This is a genomic window from Bacillus sp. JJ1521, assembly GCF_036965165.1.
Taxonomy (GTDB): Bacteria; Bacillota; Bacilli; order Bacillales; family Bacillaceae_L; genus Ferdinandcohnia.
The window spans coordinates 26313-49951 of sequence record NZ_JBALOX010000095.1 but is presented as its reverse complement, the minus strand read 5'-3'; the positions used below and the strand labels follow the sequence as shown (position 1 = coordinate 49951).

Here is a 23639-nt window from a genome sequence, read left to right as displayed (position 1 = left end):
GTTTGTTCATTCCTTTTCTAAAAGGAGTCTATTTACCAAAAGGGTTCAAATGACTTATAGATGAAATCTATTAATTGCCCAGGTCCCGGCATTTCTGGAAAGTTAACAAGCAAAACAGCAAGAACCCAGTTAAACAACATCAACGAAAAAAAGACCATTTTTACTTTTCTTTCATTTTCCTTCAACTTGGGCCATTGGCATAAAAAAATAAGCCCCAATATAACTGTTACCCCTACTATCACTCCAATTTTCATTGTTCAACACCTCTTTGACGTTGTCCAGTTGCCAAACCGGTTCTTTCGATCTTTACCTTCGTTTCAAAAGAAACGACCACTTCCGGGAAAGTTTCATTCCATCCGTCTTTTTTTTGCTTCCATATTTGTGGATATTTTCTCTGAAATTCATCAGCAAATCCGAAAATATCAGCATTTAACTTTTCCTGAACTTTCGAAAAAGCTAAACGTTCTCTTTCTTCAATCTCATCTTTAACCTTTTGCTCAGCTTTTTTTATGACCTTGGGATTGAATAAGTTTACTTTTGTCGTATTTTGTATAACTTCAAGATCTGCATTTGTTTTGATGTGCATACTCCATTTACCATCCTTTATGGAGGGGATCAACTCAGTATGGCTTCTTATTAAATTTAAGGAGATATAGCCATCTTCGTCTTCAAAAGCAATCGTAATCACACCTGATTTAATCTCATTTCTCGGCCAAAGAATCCCCCTTGTTTCTTTATCATCTAATCTTCCTACCATTTTTCCTTCCTTAAAAATGGCTACTCCATTAATGATTGGGATTTCTTTTTTCTTTGAATCCATTCGTGAGGGTGGAAGTTCTTCGACCCAAGGAAGTACGGCTGGAGCTGATTCACCCGATAGCATCTGCGATAAATCCTTTACTGTTACTTTTACACCTATATGTGTTTTTACGATTTTACGTAGTTGTTTTGCGGCGTCTCTTTCCAATTCAGGTATGGCCCCTAGGACAGTTTTAGCCCTTCCTTTTGAAACAAAAACATCGGCACGTATGCGAGGTTCAGAGTGCCGCAACCAAAAATCAATTTGTTCACTTATCCCTGCCTTTGCTAATTTTTCACCAATAATGAGCACCTCATTTTGCCCCCAAAAAACCTGCCTTGTCAGTTCTTCCTGGAGTCGTGCCATCGCATCAGCAATGGTTTCTCCTTCAGCTGACCTAACAAATGACTGATTGCTGCTGGAACCGCTGGACATCCCGGATTGTTGTCCGCCTTGTGATCCTCCAGGGATATATATTTGAGCCGATAATTCGATATTGTTTTTTTCGCCCTTATCGATCCCTGCTGCCAAAATGAGAGCTAAATCATTCACCTCAGTGCGGTCCCAACATCCCGTTAGGAAAATCGAGTTCAAGGAAAGCAGAAGCATTAAAGTCATAACCTTCTTAATAGGTCTGTTCATACAACTCAACTTTCGTCTCCACCTTTGCTTGGACCAGGCTTTAGGTTACTGGACTGACGCTCTAAGTTACTTGCATCGTTTGAAAAAAACTCAGGTCGTGTATCCATGGCCCACCACGGGGCTCGAATGAGGACATCCTTTAAATTTTGAATCTTAAGCGGTGCTGTCGAATTGAAATATGGTACACCAAAAGACTTTAGGGTACACATATGTGCGACAATTGCGGTAATACCGAGCATAACACCTAATAAACCAAACATTCCTGCAAGAATCATGATGGGAAACCGCAGGATACGAATCGATATGCCGGTCGCATATCTTGGCATTAAAAACGATGCCACACCTGTAATGGCAACGACCATGACCATCGGTGATGAGACCAGTCCTGAAGCAGTCGCTGCTTGTCCGATGACCAGGGCTCCGACAATACTAACGGCAGCGCCAACCTGTTTTGGTAATCTCACACCAGCTTCCCTTAGTGCCTCAAAAGTGACTTCCATGATAAACGCCTCAATCAGTGCCGGAAAAGGGATTTGTTCGCGGCTTTGAGCAATGGTTAAGAGCAGTGTGGTTGGAAGCATTTCTTGGTGAAACGTTAAGATCGCCACATATGCTGATGGTGCGAGCAAGGCGATAAAAAAGAATATATATCGCATCCAACGAATCAAGGTACTGATGTAAAACGGGTTATAGTAATCTTCAGGTGCCTGCATCAGACTAGCGAACGTGCAAGGCGCAATTAATGTAATAGGGGTGCCGTCAATCAAGATAACAACACGCCCTTCCAAAAGGCAGGCTCCTGCTACATCCGGCCGTTCCGTTGTTAAAACTTGTGAGAAAGGAGAAAACGGGTGATCTACAATCATTTCCTCAATATATCCACTTTCTAAAATGCCATCAATCTTAATTCGCTTTAGCCTGCTTGTCACTTCATCAACTAAAGTGCTGTCCGCAATTCCTTCGATATAAGCAACGATGACTGGTGTTTCTGTGTAACGGCCAATATCTATTTGTTTCATCTTTAATAACGGATGACGAATTTTTCTCCGTAAAAGGGAGGTGTTTACTCTTAATGTTTCAATAAAACCTTCTCTTGGTCCGCGAATGACTGGTTCTGCGTCTGGTTCCATAATGCTGCGTTTTTCCCAGTTGGGTAACCCAATGGAAATTCCTTTTGTTTCTTTTTCAATTAAAATAATCGAGTTGCCATTCGAAATTTGTTTAAAAATATCAGTAATCGAGTAAACATCCTTAATATCGGAAACCGATATTTCCTGTTTTATTTTTTCAAATATTGCACCATGTTCATGGTTTTTCATCTGCATAAGTGGCATAAGCACATGCTGATCAACCTCTTCAGTATTTGAAAGACCATCTATGTAAAGAAGAACCGCATTAATGCTTCTGCCGATACTAAATTCACGAAATACCACATCAGAGCAATCTTTATATATTGTTTTTAGTACTTCTATATTTTGATTTAACTCCGAATGTAGAGGGATATTCGGTAATGTATCCAACGATTCATTCAATTGATTTCGAAAATTGTCTTTCCTTTTCAATATCCCCGACAATTTCATGAATTGGTTCTCCTTGGTACGTTTTAATTGTATTCTTTGCACATTGTGTAAAGATTATGCTGTTGTTCCAATTTATAGATTCTTAGAAGTATGACGAATTTTTATCATGCAAATCAATAAAACCCCTAAAAGTTTGCATACAAAAAGCCCAGTTTTGCAACTGGACCGAATACTTATTTTTCCTTAGTTCAGAACAAGCTTTGATACACACTCCACTTGGCTTAGTAGTTATGGAATTTTTATGGAGAGAGTATTTTAAACACCGCCATTAGTAATAAAACATCTAACAATTATCAAAAGAAAAGTGACAACCCATTAAAAGAAAAATGGGCCACGGCGAAAACCAAAACCAGGACCAAAACCACGACGAAAACCAAAGCGAGGACCAAAAAAGCGACCTCGACGGAAACCGAAACGAGGACCTCCTACGAAGAATGGCATAAAAAAACTCCTCCTTTATTGAATGATAATGTAGGTTATGCCACAGAGGCGCTCGGGGACAGGTACAAACATGGAGAAATCTAAAAAACTAACAAAAATTACAATGAGTATGGGTATTTACATTACTATTACTTCGTACATAAGTAATTTTTCATCTACAAAAAGAATCCTTTATAACCAACAAACAATTCCCCACCATAATTCTCAAGTGTAGATTGAATGAATGAAATTAGTTCAGTTTTATCATTTGTATTCATGTATGTTTTTGTATATTCAACTAGATTATCACACAAATCTTTATCATATGATGTAAAGCTTCGAACGACCCACTTTCCTTCACCAACCCAATTGCCATCTGCCCTTAAAATCAGTTCAGTTAACGTATTTATTAACTTATTTAAAATAAATAGACTTTCTCCAAAGTCGTCCGAACTTCTAAAGTCTGACAAAAAATCTGTAATTTGATACCTTGCTTCATTTATTTTGTCCTCATCCCAAAGTTCCGGACCCTGTTCATAAAGTATTTTTGCCTCTCTTTGGATTTCCTTTCCATGCCCCTTTTTATCTTCTATAAGTAGACCTTCGGCACACATCTTAATGATGGTAGGCATCCCTCTATATCTAGCTGTTTGAAATTCAAACTCTAGAGAAAAAGCTGTATGAATAAATGCTTCTATTTTCCACCCAAGAAAGTGATAACATTCAAGTCTTGGTGTTTCTGTTTCATCAATTATTACTAAGTCAATATCCGATTCTGATGTTAAATTTCCAGTAACAGCACTTCCGCCTACCCAGACTATATCCGATTCAGGAAAGTGGGAAACGATGAACTGTTGAGCTATTCGCTTGATCGAGTCTCTCATATAAAACACCTCCCATACAGGATATTCACCTAAATGATTAGTGTTCAATAGCGTAAGGAGCTATCTGTAAAATAATTCCCTTTTTCGATATTTCCACGGTCACAGGTCCAACCTATTTCTGGGTTATCATCCCAGTTGCTACAAGCGTTGTGTAACTCAATACAGTGACCTTAATAAACGTTTTTTCATAATTATATTTCTTCATTAAAAAAACGAGAAAATAAATTCTCGTTTTTTCCAAAATTATAACCATTCACCGTATTTTTGAAGACTTTCGTTTTGAGTATACTCATCTGTTTTTCGAACAAGGTCTACCACCGTTGGCATATCTAATTTTTCAATAAGTTCTTCAAGTGCAAGTACTCCTGACTGAGCAATTTTTTCACGTTCTTCTTCTGATGTTAGAAGAGGTGTTACTAAGTGATCGGATGCTTTATCAAAGTAGGAACCAATGGCCCCTGATTGTAAGGCATATTTTCCGAGTTGGTTACCTGGGTTTTTACCCATGCCAGCAAACATGCTTTGTACATCATAGGTTACCGAACTTGATTCGGGTACATTCAATGGTACATCTTCTAGCCTTCCAAGGATTTTATAAGCACCGACACTCATATCGTTAAACTTTTCCATAAATGAATAACTTAAATCTTCAACAACTTCAAATACTTTCACCATATCCATATAAAGAATTGGGACCTTTGTTTCTTCAAAGAAATCACGAACCATTCCGCTTAGTGTTATGTGAGCAGGACCGTGACATGTTACATACACTTGTCTTCTAAAGCCTTGTTTTAAAAGTGATTTTGCAAGGCTGTTTAAATAGCTCATACCATCTTTTACACTTATATTAACCGTTCCACGAGCCATTGCTGTCCCGCCAGCAAAGAAATATGGGAGATTGTGAAGAACAAGTCCGTTTGTTGCTTCCGCCATTTTTAATGCAATAGCTTCAGCTAAAACAGTTTCTGCATCAAGAGGGAGTGCTCCATGAGTTTCCGTAACACCGACTGGCACAAAAATTAAATCATTTTGTTTTAAATACTCTTCAACTTCACCATTTGTACATTTTGATAAAAATCGCGTTCTCATAATCTATCATCTCCATTTCATATTTAAAAAAACAAAGAACTTTCTTGTGAAAGTCCTTTGTGAAATTTTATTAGTTCGCAGCTCTTCTTTCCTTTAATGTTGCATACATTTCATTTGTTTTCTTTGAATTTAGGTTATAGATTAAACCTACACCGATTAAAATGAGAATGAATGCTGCAATCGGCATACCAGTGTACATTTTTAATACCCCTTGTGCTACTTCAGGTGATTGAGATTTTGCTCCAGAAACGAAACCAACCCAGCCTAAAGCGTAACTTCCAATCGCAGCACCTAATCCCATCCCTACTTTACGTGCAAAGGAATATAGGGCATAAATTGTTCCTTCATAATGTTTCCCCGTTTGCAGTTCTGCGTAGTCAATACAATCTGTTACAAGTGCCCAAACAACCATAATGAAGACAGATGAACCGATTAAAGCAAGGTTATATAGAGCCATGAACACATATACATTTTCAATTGTAACTAATGTAATTAATAGTGTTGCAATTAGACTGAAGATGGCAGTCGCAATAACTAAATTTCTTTTATTAAACTTTTCAACCAATTTAGGAACAATTGTGAATAACACAAGTGTGATTCCAATGTTAATGAAAGAATTAATAGCGAATGCACCCGGCATATGATAACGTTCTGCAAAGACAATTGGAGCTAATTGGTTTACACCATTTATGATAAGAAGTGAGCCTATCGATGCAACCATCATACCGATTAACGGTCTATTTTTAATCGCTGCTTTAAATGCTTCATTAAAACGATAATCGGAGTTTTTTCCTGCACCCTTTTCATCACGAATACGCTCCGTTGTTAATCTTACGAGTCCTGTATAAGCTAATACCGATAAAATACTAAACACTATAGAGATTTGGAAAAACGCTGCTGGAACTACAGTGCCAGATTTATCATAGATAAACATTGGAACGAAAGATAGGAATCCAAGACCAACGACCATACCGCCAATAGCACGAGCACGAGACAACTTTGTGCGTTCTACAGGATCATTTGTAATCACGGATGCAAGTGATCCATAAGGGATAGAATCAGCTGTATAAGCAACACAGAAGAATAAATAAACGAATACTACCCAAATATGAATGGCTGTTGTTCCCCAACTAGATACATCGGCAAAAGCTAATAAACAAGCAGCTGCTAATATCCATTTCGAAATATTAATATAAGGCAAGAACTTATTTCCAGATTTCCCTAATTTCCAACGATCTGGAAGAGTTCCCATAATCACATTACAAATAGCATCAAAGACTTTACCTATTAAAAACATATTCCCCATGAAGTATGGGCTTACACCTAATACATACGTACAAAAGATTAAGAAAAACCCGCCTATATATAAGTTAACGAAACTTCCTCCAATATCTCCAAGTGCATAACCAATTTGGTCTCTTACTCCAAATTTTTTCATGAATGCCTCTCCCCTTTTTAACCGTTTACAATTCAGTTGAAAAATTAATATTTTCCGTTTTAGTTGTAGTTGTAAACGCTTCAACTAAAACTTAATGTAAGTATACATCCAATACCAAAAAGTCTTTTGCACTACAATTGCATGTTTTTATAGTAAAATTGCAGGAATTTTTATGAAAAAACCGGCGTTATAATAGAATTAATAAAAAAATAAGCAAAGCCGATTCCCCCAAAAATGGAGAATCGGTTACTTATTTAACATTTGTAGCCTATATATATTATAGTTCCTTATACCATTCATCATCGACAGACTCAAACCAATCTCTCCCCCAGTGTCATCGCTAAGTGCACAAATTTAGCATCCTTTTCTCTATAGTTGCATTTGATAAGAAAAAAGCATTTAATCAATTTTTTTTGTTTGATTAAATGCTTCACTTATTATTATTTCGTTTATACTCTTTGGGGGTTACGCCTTCTGCCTCTTTAAAAACACGAGAAAAGTACTGTTGATTTTTAAAACCTACAATAAAGGTGATTTCGATTAAGGAAAGATTAGAATTGGCTAAAAGATCCTTTGCTTCCTCAATCCTTATCAAATTACGAAAATGGCTGATTGTCATTCCTTTTTCCTGTTTGAATGAACGCATCAAATGGGAAGGATGTACATGCAGTTTTTTTGATATTTCCTCAACAGATATATCCTCTGAAAAGTTCATTCTTATAAAATGCTCAACTTTCTCTGCAATTGTTGCTTTTTCAAGTGTTGCAAACCGAATAGAGGGATCTGAGTACTCCTCTAACATTCTTTTATGAATCTCTTCTAGCTCCGAGATTGACTTGGCGTTCTCAACCATAATTGCGTATTTTTCAGACAAAAAATGAGATTGCCATGAACTCAGGCCACCTTTTTCTGCTGAATAGCTGTACAGCGTATTATGTGATAACAATATGTTTTTAAAAGCACGTAATTGATTCCTTGGAATTCTTTTCATAATATCAAAAGTATCTTGTCTTAGTAACTCATTAAATTCATTGACATATTGAGCAATATATTTCTGGTTCCCTTTTCGAATATATTGCAACAATTCTTCCCTGTATTTATGGCCAAATTCGATTGTTTCGTGTTTTGTTTTATTTTTCATTAAATCATTTGATAGTTGAAATTTTGAGCCTTCCATGTTCACTTTCCCATCACCTCACCCTAATTGGCTTAGTTGACTTCTTTTATCATGAGTTTGGAAATACACACCCCATGTGCCGTGTATATTTGACAGCACATGGGGTGCTGGTGAGTTCCATTCATTTTCAAGCTTTATCGTTCATCAATCTTCTATGGAAGGCAGTCCTTAATTTTACACAAAGGTCTAATTTACTTTATCATTTCAGTTTCCCTTCCAAGCGTAGCAATTTGTTGAGCATGTTGAAACTTCTTTTCTTTCTCCAACCATTTTGTTAATGCTTTTACCGTAGAAACCATGTCTTTTAGCTTTGTTTTACTTACTCTATCATTTATTTCATATATCCCATTTATAACAAGCTCTTGCCAGAAGGAAAAATCACACTCATCCCAATTCGTTACTGAGCTTCTTTCCAAAACTTCTCTTATATCGTAAAGACTATTTTGGTATTTCCTTTGTGTGCTTTCAGACATCCCAATAGTTTTTTCTTTATAAAATTCAATTAGGTCTTTTGTATAGAAGTTATCAATCGTTTCCGGAGTAAAACCTAAGTTTTCATAAATCAGTATGTCCTGTTCCAAAATAACCGTTTTACGTTGGTCCTTATGAAGTACCGGAAGAAGTTTTGATTGACGCTGCTTTCCACCTGTAACAAAAGGTGAAAGCTCCAAGCCTAATTCTCTTCTTACCGTATTAAAATCAGCCGTGACCTCTACTTTTCCATATTGTTGATAAAGTTGCAGGTATAAATTATATTCCGATTGTTTCAACCAAACTTCAGCTAAATCTTCCTTTCCTTTTTCAACTAATTGCCTTAAAGACAAATCACCAAGCATTGGAATCGGCTCATCTATTTGTAAATGCCATTTATTATGTGCAATTATCGTAAAATATTCTGAAACACCCTTTTCAAGAGAAAATGATAGTTGTGTCACATCAGCATTTAACGGTAAAGTAATTCGTTCTTCCTGATCATCTTCCAACTGAAAGGCCCCTCTCGCCTTCACCAATTTTCTTAAAAATTGGTTAACAACTTTTAGGCTGCTGGAGACTAAGGTTAAGGATTTATTTTTAAGTTCTATGCTGGCTAGAACTTCCCCAATATGAATCTCCCCGTCTAATTCACTATCTGTATAAATTTGGATATTATCCAACCAAACTAGCTTTTTATAAGAATCCTCCCAAGTATCAATCGTAAAACATTCTTCGTTATATAAGAAATTCTCCCCTAGAACCTTATCACTAAGTAGAAATTTATAATTATATTGAACGAATTCCTTTTCACCTAAATCCTCTTCTCTTTCATCTCGTAACGCTTGAAGTAATTCAGGATAGTACTCAATAAATACTTGTTCGTGATCCAATCCTGTTTGCTTCATTAGTTTTTGCACTAAAGTTGTCGCTTTATGAAATCCATTTGGACTTGCCATAGTTCTAACACCATTAAAATAAAATTGGTCTTCAAGTGGTTCAAGTAAAGCCAACGTACTGTACCAAGGAGTAAGGAATGGAATATTTTCATGATGGGCAGATACTAGATATTTTTCTTTTGTAAAAAAATCTAGAAAAACAACCTGGGAATCCGTTTTGTCAATAGCTTGAACAAGCTTCGGTCTAAGCCCGGCCCATCTTTTAGCCATTACTAGCTCTTCTTCTGAGAGTCGCTGCCCTTTTTCTGTTAAAAACCATTCAATCCCACGCATACCATTTTCATAACGGTAGAAAAAATAGAGCCAAAAGTTTAATAGTCCTCCTAGGTCCTTATCAGACTTCAATTTTACCCTATCTTTAAATTCTGATTTCAATCGGTAATAAAGGTTTCCTGAAACTTTCTCATTGATAAAGTCACCGAGTTGATTCACTAGCCTAAGCTTTTGTTGATAAAATTGCTCTACTTTAAATTCTCGTAACTGCAAGACGTTGTTCTTTTTCATACAACATTTTTTATACTTTTTCCCGCTCCCACAAGGACAAAGATCATTTCTTCCAACTGTCATTCATATTCCTCTTTCTGTTTTAATTAAAATATAAACGGGATCTATTTTGGCATTATCCCCTGTATTTGATAGCTAGCCCTTTTAAGAAGTTTCGGGCGAAATTATCTCCGCATTCTTTATAGTTCTTATGCCCTTCTTTTCGTAATAAAGCACCTAGTTCTCCCTTTGTTACCCTTAGCCCTGCATGATCAAAAATATCTAGCATATCCTCAGTCGTTAAAGCCAATGCGATTTTGACTTTCTTTAAAAGGAGATTATTCACGTTTCCACTTGTCTTTAGAGTAGGTTCTGGTGAATTAGGCTGTCCTGGTTTCGGCTCTTGTTTCCCTCTTTTGTAAATAATAAGCCCATTTAAAAATGAGTCTAACATACTGTGAGTACATTTTATTTGATCTTCATTCTCATAATCATCGTCATCGTATGTCTTTGTGAGAATCTTTACAACCTCTGGTACTGTTACCTCCTCGCCACCAAGTTTAAATATCTCTGCCACTTCTTTATTTTTTATTTCCAATGCATATCTCAACCGAATTAAAATATCGTTATTATCCATTATTTAAGCTCCCTTTTTTCAAATAGTAGTACCTTTACTGGTCATGCAGCATTTCTTTTGGCTGCCTTATTTGCTTTATTCCCTTTTCCACGATAATTCAAAACAATAATACCGATCGCAACCATGGCAATAGCCACTAGAATAAACAGATTCAATTTTTCACCTGGTATGAAAATTGCCGACAGTATCGTTCCAGAAACCGGTACAATAAACTTATAAATGGTAATTTCACCTGCATGATTATATTTTAACAACGAATACCAGAGACCAAACGCAACAGCCGATAGTACAGCGGAGTATATTAATAGTCCCCATCCAACTGGTGTAAAGGTGATTGATCCTGTATGCATCATCGGTAAACCGATAATAAGCATGACAAGTCCACCAAGACTCAACTGCCATCCCGTAATGGCAAATGGATCAATTCCAGTTGTCAGTTCCTTGGCCATAATTGTTGCAATCGCACCAGTGAGTCCCGCTAAAATCATATATCCTTCTCCATCCCACTGAAAACTCAGCTGAAGCTCTTGTCCCCAGTTAGCTACCACAATTCCAGCAAAACCAGCAAGTAGCCCAATAGATTTCTTCCATGTTAATCTATCATTTTTATAATAGTAATGTGCTAGGATAACGGTGAAAAAAGTCCCAACCGTCGATAAAATGGCCCCCTGCATACCTGACACTTTTGCCAATCCGTTATAGAAGAAAAAGTATTGCAGGGCTGTTTGAATCACACCTAGTAAAAGGAGAATAAGAAAACTCCTTTTCGAAACCAATATTCTTTGAGGCTTTATAAGTAATAAAAATCCCAAGACGAGCAAACCCGCAAGTAAAAAGCGGATCCCGGCAAATACAATCTTAGCTATTATATCATCGGGCGACATTTGTAGTTCCTCATAACTCACCTTTAGAACAGGAAAGGCGCTCCCCCACAAAAGCGAACAAAAAATCGCAATCCCGATAACTGACCATTTCTTCTGAAAAATCCATCTCATGGTGTCAACTCCTAAAAAATCATTCAACAAATAAGTATATCATATTTGCCTTGTCAGGATTTTTGCAATGATTGTATTGTCGGAGTGCAATGGGAACATCGTATTGTAAGAGTGTCTGGCACCCCTCGATTTTTTTGTAACAGAAAGTACTGCACGGATAAAAAATGCCTTGCAAACAGTGTGGTGTAATCAGTTATACACTGTTGTCAGGCATGATTAGTTTTCTCTACTTTAAAGCTTAGCAATGAAATAGATTTACCTTAGAGGCTATGTTAAACGTTTATATCTTTGTTAGGTATTCTTCTAATTCATTAAGGGTACCGGTATGTCCTTCTCGAGCCATATCTTTTGAATCCTCGAAGGTTTTGATCTCTTCCTCAGTCGGGGATACGGGGGCCACAATCATAGTTAAGGTTGTTTTTCCTTCGTCCTCATTGAACGTAATGGTATTTAGTGTTTCCATCGGCCAATTAGCGTCAAAGGGTGCACGCACAGTGTTACCTTCTTTATCAGAAAAGAAACTAGTATATACGATTTTCTCCGGTGCAATAATTTCACTGTAAACAAATTTAACCCACATTACGTTGCCATCAGCAGGTTTCTGGCTGTAATGAAAGACACCACCCGGACGGAAATCTGATTTAGAAACCTCAAACGTCCATCCTTTTGGCCCCCACCAGTTCTTTAAGTGTTCTGATTCAGTAAATGCCTTAAACACAAGATCACGTGGTGCATTGTAAGTATGAGTGATTTTGATTTGAGTTGTCATTGTGATACCTCCACTATTTCTAGTTTTCATTTTCTTTATTTTCTATCTTTTGCAGATCCTGCAAATATCGATCCAAGTTGTCGAATTTTTCTTCCCACATGTCACGGTATTCATTTAACCATGAACCTAAGGCTTTGAAGGGCTCAGACCTCAGCTTGTATATTCGACGATTTTCTTCTGCATCAAACTCCACAATTCCCACTTCATGCAGTACACGAAGATGTTTAGATGCTTGTGGCTGGCGAATATGAAGATGGTCTGCTATTTCCCATACTGTTTGTGGACCTTTACGAAGTAATTCAACAATCTTTAACCTACTAGGCTCTACAAGAGAGCTTAAGATTGTTGTATAATCCATCTTATTTTTCCAGCTCCTTTTAATCATTATTCGCTCTTAATATACCTACACATAAATATTCCCGCTAAGGAATATGCAAAATAAAACTTTATCAAAATTTTTTACATACTTTACTTAGGCAAACAGACTTTCGTTCAATATTATAGGGAGCCTTCATTCATGTTATATAATCAGAAACCTTATCACGAAAATAGGATTTAATTTTTTTACTACTTCTCCTCTGAAATTATTGTACAATATAAGCATGTTAAAATTTGTCATTGTAATAGGAGTTACCCTGTATATCAGTTTTTAACTTACGGGGCATTACCGAAAAAACAGTAATACTTTGATCATGTCGAGATTTGAAAGCCCTACAATATTAAAATATGCAAAATAAATTTGATAGGAGCGATTAGATGAAACCAAGAATCTCAGTTATAACATTGGGCGTAGATGACTTGGAAAGGTCTTTGAAATTTTACAAAGACGGACTTGGACTACCGACAGAAGGATTGGTAGGTCAAGAGTTTGAGCATGGTGCTGTTGCATTTTTCGATTTACAATCAGGTTTAAAACTCGCAATTTGGAAACGCAAAGATATAGCACATGACACAAGCATAAACCAGACACCGATAAGTCCAACTGAATTTACGATTGGTCATAATGTTGAGAGTAAAGAAATGGTCGATATGGTAATGGAACAGGCAAGGTTGGCTGGTGCAATTGTAACAGTTCCAGCACATGATACCTTTTGGGGAGGATACTCAGGATACTTTCAAGACCCCGATGGACATTTATGGGAAGTTGTATATAATCCAGCTTGGGACTTTACAGATTAAAATAAGGTAATATTTTTTCAAATAATGTCGGCGTTAATAAAAGTAAATAATTTAGGCTTGGTGCCAATTCCAAGCCTTTTTAAACAATTTTTTCCAATTCAACAAGCAACTACGTAAATCAATTGATCATCTCACGTAAACATTAGATTTGTGTAATAGTAAGAAGTCGAGCTCAAAAAATCCCCTGAACTATTTGTTTGAGGAAACATAAAATACAACTAAAATATGCTAAAGCTATTGATACCAATCTATTTAAACTTTATCAACGCAACGCACTCCACATGGGTTTTATATGTGGCAATACATGAAATGCTGGTGATTAATCTTCAGATGGAATTAAAATTAGGTGATGGTTTAAAAACCAACCTTCTCCAAGTACAACCCTTCAGCATCCGCCATACGACCTGTTTGAATTCTTTCTTTAGATTCAAGAATACTTGGTATTGAAGCAGCTTCTTTTTCTCCTAATCCAACTTCAATTAACGTTCCTACAATTTTTCTCACCATATTGTAAAGGAAGCCATTGCCTCGCACTTTAATTTCGATAAAGCCCGCATTTTCATTTATCTCAAGCGAGTATATTTCGCGAACCATAGACTTTTTCTTGGACTTTGCGTTGGAATAGGAAGTAAAGTCATGCTTCCCTAGAAAATATTGAGATGCCTGTCTCATTTTTTCAATATCAAGCTTTTCCTCCACATGCATACTGTACTTTCGCATAAAGGGATGTGTATATGGCTCGTTCCAAATCTTATACAAATAGGTTTTATCCTTAGCATTATAACGCGCGTGAAAACGATCATGAATTAATGTAACGTCCACAACACTAATATCGTTAGGAAGATATCTGTTTAAATAATGCATTACTTCATCTTCCGTTGCATTTTTTTGCATCTTAAAATTAGCGATTTGGGCAAGAGCATGTACACCTGCATCCGTTCTTCCGGATCCAATAATTTCAATTTTTTCCCCTGCTAACTCTGTTAATACATTTTCAATTTTCCCTTGAATCGTATTGTCACCATTACCAAGTCGTTGCCAACCCTTGTAACGGCCACCATCATACTGAATGGTTAATTTATAATTGTTCATTGCTTTCTCCTTGTAAAATTACTTTATCGCTTTGGTATCTATCGTGCCGATTAAAGGGACTTGTACAATCTCAAGAACCCCTATTAAAATATTGATGTTGAAACATACACATTCTTATTGCATTATGATATTCGCCGCCAACAAAAAACTCATCAATTAATTCCCCTTCGAACTGAAAACCAAGTTTATTGTATATATGAATCGCTTTTTCATTCGTTTTATCAACGATTAAATATAATTTATACATATTTAATACAGAAAACGCGTAGTCCATTGCGAGATATGTTGCAGACTTCGCATATCCTTGCCCTTGATGATTCGGATCAATAATAATTTGAAATTCCACCCTACGATGAATATAATCAATCTCTACTAATTCGACCAGCCCCACCATTTCATCGCCTTTTTGCACAATAAATCTTCTTTCACCCTGATCATGGATATGTTTATCATACAAATCCTGTAATTCAACAAACGATTCATATGGCTCCTCAAACCAATAGGACATGATGTTTGCATTAATATTTAATTTATGTACAAATCCTAAGTCTACTCTTTCTAAAGGCCTTAATTTCACATCGCTCATTACTTTTCATCCTCCGAATCCTGCACTCAATCAGTGGGGTGTTCCCATGAAGATATCATTTAAGATGGTTTAAAGTTCTTTCTTAAAACCATGATTTGCTAAAAACATACTTACCATAATGATAGTAGAACCTCAAACGATAAACAAGTTAAGAGGGCTGGAGACATTTTGATTCAGATAATCGTGATAAAACAAAACCCTGAATTCGTAAAATTTAGATTTCCAGAAACAACACTTCCACCTACCCAGACAATTTCTGCTTCAGGATAGTGAGAAACGATAAACTGTTGGGCTATTCGCTTGATCGAGTCCCTCATATGACACACCTCCCATCCTAGGATTTTCACCTAGATGATGTGTTCTGATTGAAGGTGCGATCACTAAAGCCACTTCAAATGCATCTATTACCTGTTTAATCATAATTACCAAATGGATAAGGTACTGCCACGATGCCTCTCAATAAACTCTCAAAATATAATTTACATATCCTTTTAATCTTCCTCTTTTTGGAGGTCAATAAAATGTAAACTTGTATTTACAATTATTCTACTCCACTATAAATCGTCGACTAATTAACATGTATCCCCCACAACCTGCCTATATATTTATTCTCAAAACAATATGAATTTACCAGATCAATAGATAGGTACAATTAACCAATTAATGCCTAAAATGAAAAAATCACTATTACTATATACCTAATTTTCGAAAAATTTACACTACCGTAAAATTTATTCTGCTATATTAATTTTTGGACCTATTGAACAAAAAAAAATATAGAAGGATGAGTGCATAATGAAATTTGGAAAAAGAAACAGTGGCAAGAAAATTTTGTCCAGTACACTTGCAATCACCGTGTTAGCAGCTCCTTTCTTGTCTGGCAACGTAATGGCTGCAAAACCCGCCAATGACAAGATTCAATCACAGGTTGATCTTCGCATCATGGAAACGACTGATATTCATACAAATCTACTAAGCTTTGACTATTACAAAAATAGTTCGGCACCTAAACTGGGACTGGCTAAAACTGCAACTCTTGTTAAAGAAGCACGAGCAGAAGTAAAAAACTCTGTACTGGTGGACAATGGTGACCTTATACAAGGAAATCCTCTCGGTACATACAAAGCAAAAATTGACCCTTTAGAGGAAGGTGAAATACATCCAGCAATCAATGCCATGAACTTAATGGGCTATGATATGGCCACACTTGGAAACCATGAGTTTAATTATGGGTTGGAGTATTTAGACGAAGTATACGATGATGCAAACTTCTCTTTTGTAAATGCGAATGTATATGTTGACGATCATGATAATGATCCAACTAACGATATTAATAAATTTAACCCTTATAAAATTGTAAATAAAAAAGTAAAAGATGAATCTGGTAAAACAAATGTCATCAAAATCGGATATATCGGATTTGTTCCTCCTCAAATTAATGAGTGGGATAAATCGAATCTAGATGGAAAGGTCATCACCAAAAACATAGTAGAAACAGCTAAAAACTATATTCCTATAATGAAAGAAGAAGGGGCAGATGTCATTATCGCATTAGCTCATTCAGGTTTTAGTGAAAATGAAGCAAATACCGAAGATACAATATATGCTTTAAGTAAAGTACCCGGTATTGATGCTATTACATTTTCACACACGCATAAAACATTTCCAGCAAACAATGTAGCTAGTTTAGATGCATTGTTCAAAGGTGCCGATGGACAACCACTACCTGGAGTCGATAACGAAAAAGGAACAATCAACGGTGTTGCTGCTGTACAAGCTGGATTTGGAGGCGGAGCATTAGGAATTATTGATCTTACCTTACAAAAAGTAAAAGGAAAATGGTCTGTTTCTAATTCCCAATCCTCTACTAGACAAATAGAGTCTGTTCAGCCAGACCCAGCAATTGTTGATGCTGTAAAAGAAGATCATGAAGCTACCTTAAAATATGTTAATACACCAATTGGTACTACAACGGATGACATTTATAGCTATTTCGCACTTGTACAAGATGATCCGTCTATCCAAGTAGTTACAAACGCACAAAAATGGTATGTCGAAAAATATATTGAACTAAACAAGCCAGAATTAAAAGATCTGCCAATTTTATCAGCAGGAGCCCCTTTTAAAGCCGGGCGTAATGGTGTTGATGAATACACAGAAATCAAAAAAGGTGATTTGACGATTCGTAGTGCAGGTGACTTATATCTTTATGACAACACTTTAAAAGCTATTAAAATAAAAGGTTCGGTTGTTAAAGAGTGGCTTGAAATGTCCGCTGGTCAATACAATACGATTGATCGTTCAAAAACAACTGAACAGCCGTTAATAAATCCTGCATTTCAAGTATTTAACTTTGATGTAATTGATGGCGTAGAATATCAAATTGATGTTACAAAGCCTGCCAAATACGCTCCAAATGGCACGCTTCTAAATCCAGACTCAAGTCGTGTGATAAATCTTAAATATAAGGATGAACCTGTAGATCCTGAGCAAGAATTTATCGTAGTTACAAATAATTACCGTGCTGGCGGCGGTGGGAATTTTCCTGGACTAAAAGAAAGTGAAATAGTAGTCGATTCTGCAGATGAAAACCGTCAAGTTTTAATGGACTACATTTCTGAGGTGAAAGAAATTACTCCGACAGCAGATGGAAACTGGTCTATTGCTCCAATCTCAGGAAATGTGAATATTACTTTTACAACTTCTCCAAAGGCAGAGCAATATATCATGGAAGGAAGCCCATTCTCTTTTACGGGCAAAACCGATTCAAAAGGCTTTGGAATCTTTAATTTCAACTTAAATAGCCATTCGGATAGCGACCGATTAAAGGTTCAACTTTTAGGAGTAAATGATTTGCACGGACAGTTAGATACGGTTACAAAGGTTGGAGATTTATTAGCTGGGCATATTGAGTATTTAGCCGCTGCATTAAAACAAGAAGAGGCAACAAATCCAAATACACTAATTTTACATTCAGGCGATATGATTGGTGGAAGCCCATTGATTTCCGCTCTATTCCAAGACGAGCCTACCATTGAAATATTGGAAAACATCGGTTTTGATGCAGGTACTTTCGGAAATCACGAGTTTGATGAAGGGATTGATGAACTACACCGTATGATGAACGGTGGAGATCACCCAAACGGATCGGTTGGTTATGACGGAATGAACTTCCCTCTTGTTGCAGCAAATGCCTATGATACAAGAGATGGAAATTTAATTACGGATCCTTACGCTGTATTCACAATGGAAGGTGAAAAAATTGGTGTGATAGGAGTTGTTACTCAAGAAACTCCTTCCATGATTGTGAGAAAAGGAAACGAATCATTACAAATTACAGACGAAGTTGAAGCCATTAACAAGTATTCTGAAGAATTAAAGGGGCAAGGAATCGAAGCAATCATCGTCCTTGCACATAATCCCGCTACCCAAACAGGTAATACAGATTCATTTGATGCTAGCAGAATTGCAGAACAAATTGATGATGAAGTAGATGTCATCTTTGCTGCACACAACCACGCAATGGTAAACCGAGTAGTTGACAATAAACTAATTGTTCAAGCCTATTCTTATGGATCTGCTTTTTCTGATGTAGAAGTTGAAATTGACCGAGTTACTGGAGATATCATTCATAAATCCGCAGAGATTAAAACTGTTTATCAAAAGGACTATACTCCAGATCCAGAAGTTGCAGCGATTATGAAGAAATATGCCGAGAAGGCTGAACCAATTAAAGCACAAGTTGTTGGGCAATCTTTATCAACACTTGAAAAAAATTATCCAACTGTAGCGAATGAATTTGGGGATTTCGCACTTGGAAATCTTATTGCGGATGGTATGAAAGCTGCAATGAACACTGACTTTGCCATGATGAATGGTGGCGGTGTCCGCTCACCATTAGAAACAGGTGAAGTAACATTCGGTGATTTATTTGCCATTCAGCCGTTTGGGAATGTGTTAAATAAAGTAACACTTAGCGGTGCAGATTTAGAGACCGTTTTAAATAACCAGATTACAGATAGAGGTCTTGACTTCCATATTGCCGGCTTTAAATACACGTATACTTATGACAGCACAGCTAAAACAGGCAAGGTTATAGACATCTTCTTACCAGACGGAAGCAAGATTGATAAAACGAAAGAATACACAGTTGTTGTCAACAACTATATGACTGGAAACCTTAATTACGGTATTGGGGCTCTTTCTACTGATTTAGAAGTTGGCCCAGTAGATGTTGACGCAACCGTTGATTTTGTAAAAACATTACCTTCTCCTTTTGAATATAAGTCTGAAGGTAGAATTCAAAGAGTTAACTAATTAACAGAGGACTGTATAGATTCTATTAACGAATCCATACAGTCCTTATGTATAATTTCTTTATCACTATAATATCTATCGTACTGATTATAAGAAAGAGTTTTAAAAGGATAGACGACTTTCCTACAGTAGAAGCCTTCATTATACGTATTTCTCTGTTTGTATTTCTTATTTTATATTCGCTTCATAATGCTCTTCATTAATTCTCACTACTTCAAGTTCTTTTATATTCTCATTCAATTTCAATGCTAAACTTTCAATTCCAAAGAATTCTGTAAAAGTATGACTCCCAATGATAAGATTTATCCCTTTAAACTGCGCATATTGAATCGTATACAAATTACATTCACCTGTAATATATACATCACACTTATTTTCAACTGCTTCCTTAAGGCAAGCTGTTGGCGCACCATTCCCACAGACTAAGCCTACTCGCTTCACCTTTTTGTCATTAAACCGCCAATATTTAACTGGTTCTTCTAGTAGACTTTCAATAGCTTCCACAAATTCATTTAATTCAATTTCTTCATCATATTCTGCGACTCTACCAAAATATAACCCTTCCCATTCGTGGGTCCTTTTCACAATTTCTAAATTCAATTTTTTTAATAAACTATCATTTGTTCCAAAGTTACAGTCATCAAGTGGCAGGTGATTATAGTAGTGACTTATACCATACTCAGCTAGTTTTTCTATGCATGCGTCCTTTAATCCATATATTTCATCCCAAGCATCATGGTGTGTCACCATCATATCAACCCCACAAATTCTTGCTTCCTCTATAGTTTCAAGAGTTAGGTTCACACAGTATCCTACTTTTTTAACTTTTTTATCTGCTTGGTATGTAATCCCTGATTCACTAGAATAGATTTCCTTATTTGTTACATTAAAAAGAGCATCAATTCGTTCAACAATATATGAAACATCCATGTACTTGCCTCCTCAGTTATCTTTTGATTTGCTTCTTTTATCATATTTAGTTCTTTTATTCATTTCTTTCTAGTTTTTCTTAAGGCTTCTATTCTTGATCTAATTTCTTGATTCTTATATAAATTTTCTCTAAGCACTTACCCCTTACCCCATATTATCACACCCATATATTTCCTATACAATAACAATCAAGTTTATTCTCTTTCCAAACCTATTATTATGAAAACCTATAAATCTTTCGCAGAACTCTTAGTTCTTTGTAAAAGTTAGACCCTAAAGATATTCCCCCAGACTTTTAGTCTGAGGGAATACAAATTTATATCGATATTAACTAAAATACGCTAAACCACTGATACCAAGCTTATTTCAACTCTAGCAACGCGACTGTCTCAACGTGTGTAGAGTATGACTGTGGTATAAATATAAAAATAGGTTGTTAATTTGAACTCTTATAATAATTAAATAATAAGAAACGCTCCAAAAGAAATTAATTATTAGATTAACTAACTATTTTTTTTGATTTAAAGTCATTTACTAGACGCTCTTGAACTTTAATTTCACCAATTGGTAAAATAGTTTTACCATATACTTCATTTAGCACTTGTGCCATAGCCGCATAGATGGCTGTAAACCCACAAAGAATCCCTTCATATCCAGCAATCGTAAAAATCAAGCTAGAGCCTGTAAAATTTCCAATTGCCAATAAGAAAAATAGAATCGTAAGTGTTCCAAAAACAACTTGAAGGGCTTTGTTAATACGCAAAGTTCCGATAAACATGAATAACGTGAAAAGTCCCCACATAAACAGATAAGCTGCCATTGATAACGAACCAGCTGCCTCACCATAGCCCATTAATGGAATCATGTTTAAAGCAACCAATGATAACCAGAAAAAACCATAGGACGTAAAGGCTGTTGTTCCAAATGTATTGTTTTTCTTGAATTCCATGATGCCCGCAATAACTTGTGCTAATCCACCATAAAATATTCCCATTCCTAAAATCATTGCATCCAATTCAAAAAAACCTGCATTATGAATGTTCAGCAAGATTGTTGTCATCCCGAATCCCATTAATCCAAGTGGAGCAGGGTTTGCTGTTAGTTCTTTGATGTTTGTAACATTCTTTTCCAAAATAGTCACTCCAAATTGATATACTTTTGTTAACACACTAGGCTGTATTATAGACACGGCGATACTGTCATGTCAACTTTCCTTCTCTACCAAATATTGCTGAAAGTTGTACACCTTCTATTCATTATAACGATGTACTTAAGACGTTAGTGGCAATCACCTAATCCAATTAATTGACCGTTTTCCTGTTATTATAGAAATCTCCCAGAATTGGATAAGGACAAAGAATCTTAATTTTAAGTACAACCATTCACAAACAAACATTTAGACGTAATATGTGTTCCTTTTCGTTTGCATAAATTTAATAATTATCATATTATACATGCATGCACATGCATGTATTTTCGTAGGAGGGAAACGATAATGAAAACAATTGATACTCCTTTTCAAGTTAAAGGATTAAAACTTAAAAATCGAATTGTAATGGCACCAATGTGTCAATATTCTGTGGATAAAGAAGATGGAATACCGAATGATTGGCATTTTGTTCACTATGTATCTAGAGCTATAGGGGGTACAGGTTTAATTATTATGGAAATGACGAGTGTAACCCCTGAAGGTAGAATTACGAATCAAGACATAGGATTATGGGAAGATGCTCAAATTCCTGCCTATAAGCGTATTGTATCCGAGGTTCATAAATATGGGTCAAAAATCGGTATACAAATAGCTCATGCTGGTAGAAAAGCAGAAGATGCAACCCAGCCTGTTGGACCTTCTAATATACAAGGCGAAGCTTTGCCCGAGGAAACAAAATATGGTGGACTTAAACAACCTCGTGCTTTAACAATTGAGGAAATTAAACAAACGATTGAGCAGTTTAAGAATGCTGCCAGAAGAGCAGTCGAGGCGGGCTTTGATACAATAGAACTTCATGGAGCACATGGTTATCTCCTACATCAGTTCATGTCTCCTAGTATTAATAATAGAAACGATCTATATGGTGAAGATTTATCAAAATTTGGTGTAGAAGTCATTCGCGCAGTGAAATCCGTCATGCCAGAGGACATGCCATTAATTATGCGAATTTCTGCGATTGAGTATATAGACGGTGGGTATGGATTAGAGCATTCACTTGATATAGCTAAAAAGTACAAATCAGCTGGCATAGATATCTTCCATGTTTCATCTGGAGGAGAAGGCGTACCGGGTACCATAAAACCAGGTAATTATCCTGGATATCAAATCCCTTTTGCCCGAGCCTTCAAAGAGGAATTTGGAATCCCTGTCATAGCTGTTGGCATGTTAGATAATCCACAAGTAGCTGAGGCGACTTTATCAAATAATGATGCCGATTTAATTGCGGTTGCCAGAGGAATGTTAAATGATCCCTATTGGAGTTTACATGCTATAAAAGAAGTAACTCGGAATGTAAACCCGCCATTTCAATATAGTAGAGGAATTCGATAACAGGGAATGATATAATTGGGATAGTATTTTTGAAAGGCGATGGCTATGAATCAACCTGAACAATTAATCCATACATGGGTAAACTTTTCAAAATTCCATAATAGAATTACGCAGTCATTAGATTATTTACTTCAACACAAATACCATTTAGGTTTGAATGAATTTTATTTAATGATGTTTCTGAATGAAAACAGTGAAAAGAAACTCCGGCTATCGCAGCTTCAGAATATGGTCGGTCTTAGCCAAAGTGCTTTATCTCGTTTGGTTTCAAGACTTGAGCAACACCACCTTCAACCAGTGGAAAGAGCTAGTTATGTTGAGGATAAACGTAGTGTTTTTGTCGTACTGACTCCGAGTGGTCAACAGCATATACGTAATATATTGAGTGAGGTAAATAGTATCTTACAACAGTCTCTTTCAGAAAAAGATATTAGCAACATAAAATTATTTGCTGAATAGAACCCATACGAAATGCATTACCTAGTCTCTTCTAAGAAGGTACTTTAGTAATGCATTTTTTCAAGACATTTGTGAGCTTAGTACGAGAGCCTGGCTTCCTGTGAACAACTTTATCGGCTTTTCTTATTCAACTACTGCTCGTTACTTAAAATTTCACATCCCTTCTAAATTTTAGCCTATAAATCCAATTT

22 protein-coding genes are annotated in these 23639 nt (G+C 36.2%); 4 read left to right on the top strand and 18 right to left on the bottom strand.

What is annotated here, in order from left to right:
- Positions 1-32: 32 nt before the first annotated feature.
- The 13 genes from V7147_RS14015 to V7147_RS13955 all read right to left on the bottom strand — a co-directional run bounded on the left by V7147_RS14015 (position 33) and on the right by V7147_RS13955 (position 12701).
- Complete coding sequence (locus V7147_RS14015) at positions 33-254, bottom strand: hypothetical protein (RefSeq protein ID WP_335368469.1); 222 nt, start codon at positions 252-254, stop codon at positions 33-35.
- Positions 251-1441: a Ger(x)C family spore germination protein gene (locus tag V7147_RS14010; protein WP_335368496.1), complete on the bottom strand. Its 1191-nt coding sequence runs from the start codon at positions 1439-1441 to the stop codon at positions 251-253. The genes V7147_RS14015 and V7147_RS14010 overlap by 4 nt, the downstream gene beginning before the upstream one ends.
- A gap of 5 nt (positions 1442-1446) precedes the next feature.
- The gene (locus tag V7147_RS14005; protein ID WP_335368468.1) at positions 1447-3021 is read right to left on the bottom strand and encodes a spore germination protein; all 1575 of its coding nucleotides are present in this window, start codon (positions 3019-3021) and stop codon (positions 1447-1449) included.
- 315 nt (positions 3022-3336) lie between these two features.
- On the bottom strand, positions 3337-3462 hold the full coding sequence (locus V7147_RS14000; RefSeq protein ID WP_335368467.1) for a hypothetical protein: 126 nt from the start codon (positions 3460-3462) through the stop codon (positions 3337-3339).
- A gap of 155 nt (positions 3463-3617) precedes the next feature.
- Positions 3618-4325: a nucleotidyltransferase domain-containing protein gene (locus V7147_RS13995; protein WP_335368466.1), complete on the bottom strand. Its 708-nt coding sequence runs from the start codon at positions 4323-4325 to the stop codon at positions 3618-3620.
- Positions 4326-4568: 243 nt separating this feature from the next.
- Positions 4569-5414 carry a creatininase family protein gene (locus V7147_RS13990; protein ID WP_335368465.1) on the bottom strand — a complete coding sequence of 282 codons (846 nt, stop codon included), beginning with the start codon at positions 5412-5414 and terminating at the stop codon, positions 4569-4571.
- Positions 5415-5484: 70 nt separating this feature from the next.
- Positions 5485-6852, bottom strand: coding sequence for an MFS transporter (locus V7147_RS13985; protein ID WP_335368464.1), 1368 nt, complete (start codon positions 6850-6852; stop codon positions 5485-5487).
- Positions 6853-7282: 430 nt separating this feature from the next.
- On the bottom strand, positions 7283-8029 hold the full coding sequence (locus V7147_RS13980) for a helix-turn-helix transcriptional regulator (RefSeq protein WP_335368495.1): 747 nt from the start codon (positions 8027-8029) through the stop codon (positions 7283-7285).
- 191 nt (positions 8030-8220) lie between these two features.
- On the bottom strand, positions 8221-10026 hold the full coding sequence (locus V7147_RS13975) for an SEC-C metal-binding domain-containing protein (RefSeq protein ID WP_335368463.1): 1806 nt from the start codon (positions 10024-10026) through the stop codon (positions 8221-8223).
- A gap of 52 nt (positions 10027-10078) precedes the next feature.
- Positions 10079-10579 (bottom strand): DUF1456 family protein, encoded by a 501-nt coding sequence (locus V7147_RS13970; protein WP_335368462.1) that lies wholly within the window; start codon positions 10577-10579, stop codon positions 10079-10081.
- 41 nt (positions 10580-10620) lie between these two features.
- Positions 10621-11574 (bottom strand): DMT family transporter, encoded by a 954-nt coding sequence (locus V7147_RS13965; RefSeq protein WP_335368461.1) that lies wholly within the window; start codon positions 11572-11574, stop codon positions 10621-10623.
- A 280-nt stretch (positions 11575-11854) separates the two neighbouring features.
- Positions 11855-12343, bottom strand: a complete 489-nt coding sequence (locus V7147_RS13960; RefSeq protein WP_335368460.1) for an SRPBCC domain-containing protein — start codon at positions 12341-12343, stop codon at positions 11855-11857.
- 19 nt (positions 12344-12362) lie between these two features.
- Positions 12363-12701: an ArsR/SmtB family transcription factor gene (locus tag V7147_RS13955; RefSeq protein WP_335368459.1), complete on the bottom strand. Its 339-nt coding sequence runs from the start codon at positions 12699-12701 to the stop codon at positions 12363-12365.
- A 398-nt stretch (positions 12702-13099) separates the two neighbouring features.
- Between V7147_RS13955 and V7147_RS13950 the strand changes: the two genes are divergently transcribed.
- Entirely contained in the window at positions 13100-13522 is a 423-nt protein-coding gene (locus V7147_RS13950; protein ID WP_335368458.1) for a VOC family protein, read from the top strand.
- Between the two features lie 354 nt (positions 13523-13876).
- On the opposite strand, the gene truA is transcribed toward V7147_RS13950, so the two are convergent.
- From truA to V7147_RS13935, 3 genes are all read right to left on the bottom strand, one after another.
- Positions 13877-14614 carry a tRNA pseudouridine(38-40) synthase TruA gene (truA, locus tag V7147_RS13945; RefSeq protein WP_335368457.1) on the bottom strand — a complete coding sequence of 246 codons (738 nt, stop codon included), beginning with the start codon at positions 14612-14614 and terminating at the stop codon, positions 13877-13879.
- Between the two features lie 70 nt (positions 14615-14684).
- Positions 14685-15200, bottom strand: coding sequence for a spermidine N1-acetyltransferase (speG, locus tag V7147_RS13940; protein ID WP_335368456.1), 516 nt, complete (start codon positions 15198-15200; stop codon positions 14685-14687).
- 173 nt (positions 15201-15373) lie between these two features.
- Positions 15374-15517, bottom strand: coding sequence for a hypothetical protein (locus V7147_RS13935; RefSeq protein WP_335368455.1), 144 nt, complete (start codon positions 15515-15517; stop codon positions 15374-15376).
- Between the two features lie 478 nt (positions 15518-15995).
- Between V7147_RS13935 and V7147_RS13930 the strand changes: the two genes are divergently transcribed.
- A complete protein-coding gene (locus tag V7147_RS13930) occupies positions 15996-19517 on the top strand; it encodes a bifunctional 2',3'-cyclic-nucleotide 2'-phosphodiesterase/3'-nucleotidase (protein ID WP_335368454.1) in 3522 nt (1173 codons plus the stop codon).
- 168 nt (positions 19518-19685) lie between these two features.
- Here the strand turns inward: V7147_RS13930 and V7147_RS13925 are convergent, their stop codons facing one another.
- Complete coding sequence (locus tag V7147_RS13925; RefSeq protein ID WP_335368453.1) at positions 19686-20447, bottom strand: Nif3-like dinuclear metal center hexameric protein; 762 nt, start codon at positions 20445-20447, stop codon at positions 19686-19688.
- A 499-nt stretch (positions 20448-20946) separates the two neighbouring features.
- Positions 20947-21579, bottom strand: a complete 633-nt coding sequence (locus V7147_RS13920; RefSeq protein WP_335368452.1) for an acetate uptake transporter — start codon at positions 21577-21579, stop codon at positions 20947-20949.
- A 363-nt stretch (positions 21580-21942) separates the two neighbouring features.
- Between V7147_RS13920 and V7147_RS13915 the strand changes: the two genes are divergently transcribed.
- Positions 21943-22989 (top strand): NADH:flavin oxidoreductase/NADH oxidase, encoded by a 1047-nt coding sequence (locus V7147_RS13915; RefSeq protein ID WP_335368451.1) that lies wholly within the window; start codon positions 21943-21945, stop codon positions 22987-22989.
- 45 nt (positions 22990-23034) lie between these two features.
- On the top strand, positions 23035-23448 hold the full coding sequence (locus V7147_RS13910; RefSeq protein ID WP_335368450.1) for a MarR family winged helix-turn-helix transcriptional regulator: 414 nt from the start codon (positions 23035-23037) through the stop codon (positions 23446-23448).
- The last annotated feature ends 191 nt before the right edge of the window (positions 23449-23639 follow it).

Excerpts from the sequence above, each read along its gene's own strand:
- speG (WP_335368456.1), bottom strand. The coding sequence starts at position 15,200 with ATGAGCGATGTGAAATTAAGGCCTTTAGAAAGAGTAGACTTAGGATTT.
- V7147_RS13985 (WP_335368464.1), bottom strand. The coding sequence starts at position 6,852 with ATGAAAAAATTTGGAGTAAGAGACCAAATTGGTTATGCACTTGGAGAT.
- V7147_RS13915 (WP_335368451.1), top strand. The coding sequence starts at position 21,943 with ATGAAAACAATTGATACTCCTTTTCAAGTTAAAGGATTAAAACTTAAA.
- V7147_RS13995 (WP_335368466.1), bottom strand. The coding sequence starts at position 4,325 with ATGAGAGACTCGATCAAGCGAATAGCTCAACAGTTCATCGTTTCCCAC.
- V7147_RS13930 (WP_335368454.1), top strand. The coding sequence starts at position 15,996 with ATGAAATTTGGAAAAAGAAACAGTGGCAAGAAAATTTTGTCCAGTACA.
- V7147_RS13990 (WP_335368465.1), bottom strand. The coding sequence starts at position 5,414 with ATGAGAACGCGATTTTTATCAAAATGTACAAATGGTGAAGTTGAAGAG.
- V7147_RS13950 (WP_335368458.1), top strand. The coding sequence starts at position 13,100 with ATGAAACCAAGAATCTCAGTTATAACATTGGGCGTAGATGACTTGGAA.
- V7147_RS13955 (WP_335368459.1), bottom strand. The coding sequence starts at position 12,701 with ATGGATTATACAACAATCTTAAGCTCTCTTGTAGAGCCTAGTAGGTTA.
- V7147_RS13965 (WP_335368461.1), bottom strand. The coding sequence starts at position 11,574 with ATGAGATGGATTTTTCAGAAGAAATGGTCAGTTATCGGGATTGCGATT.
- V7147_RS14005 (WP_335368468.1), bottom strand. The coding sequence starts at position 3,021 with ATGAAATTGTCGGGGATATTGAAAAGGAAAGACAATTTTCGAAATCAA.
- V7147_RS14015 (WP_335368469.1), bottom strand. The coding sequence starts at position 254 with ATGAAAATTGGAGTGATAGTAGGGGTAACAGTTATATTGGGGCTTATT.
- V7147_RS13910 (WP_335368450.1), top strand. The coding sequence starts at position 23,035 with ATGAATCAACCTGAACAATTAATCCATACATGGGTAAACTTTTCAAAA.
- truA (WP_335368457.1), bottom strand. The coding sequence starts at position 14,614 with ATGAACAATTATAAATTAACCATTCAGTATGATGGTGGCCGTTACAAG.
- V7147_RS14010 (WP_335368496.1), bottom strand. The coding sequence starts at position 1,441 with ATGAACAGACCTATTAAGAAGGTTATGACTTTAATGCTTCTGCTTTCC.
- V7147_RS13960 (WP_335368460.1), bottom strand. The coding sequence starts at position 12,343 with ATGACAACTCAAATCAAAATCACTCATACTTACAATGCACCACGTGAT.
- V7147_RS13975 (WP_335368463.1), bottom strand. The coding sequence starts at position 10,026 with ATGACAGTTGGAAGAAATGATCTTTGTCCTTGTGGGAGCGGGAAAAAG.
- V7147_RS13970 (WP_335368462.1), bottom strand. The coding sequence starts at position 10,579 with ATGGATAATAACGATATTTTAATTCGGTTGAGATATGCATTGGAAATA.
- V7147_RS14000 (WP_335368467.1), bottom strand. The coding sequence starts at position 3,462 with ATGCCATTCTTCGTAGGAGGTCCTCGTTTCGGTTTCCGTCGAGGTCGC.
- V7147_RS13925 (WP_335368453.1), bottom strand. The coding sequence starts at position 20,447 with ATGGATGTTTCATATATTGTTGAACGAATTGATGCTCTTTTTAATGTA.
- V7147_RS13935 (WP_335368455.1), bottom strand. The coding sequence starts at position 15,517 with ATGAGGGACTCGATCAAGCGAATAGCCCAACAGTTTATCGTTTCTCAC.
- V7147_RS13980 (WP_335368495.1), bottom strand. The coding sequence starts at position 8,029 with ATGGAAGGCTCAAAATTTCAACTATCAAATGATTTAATGAAAAATAAA.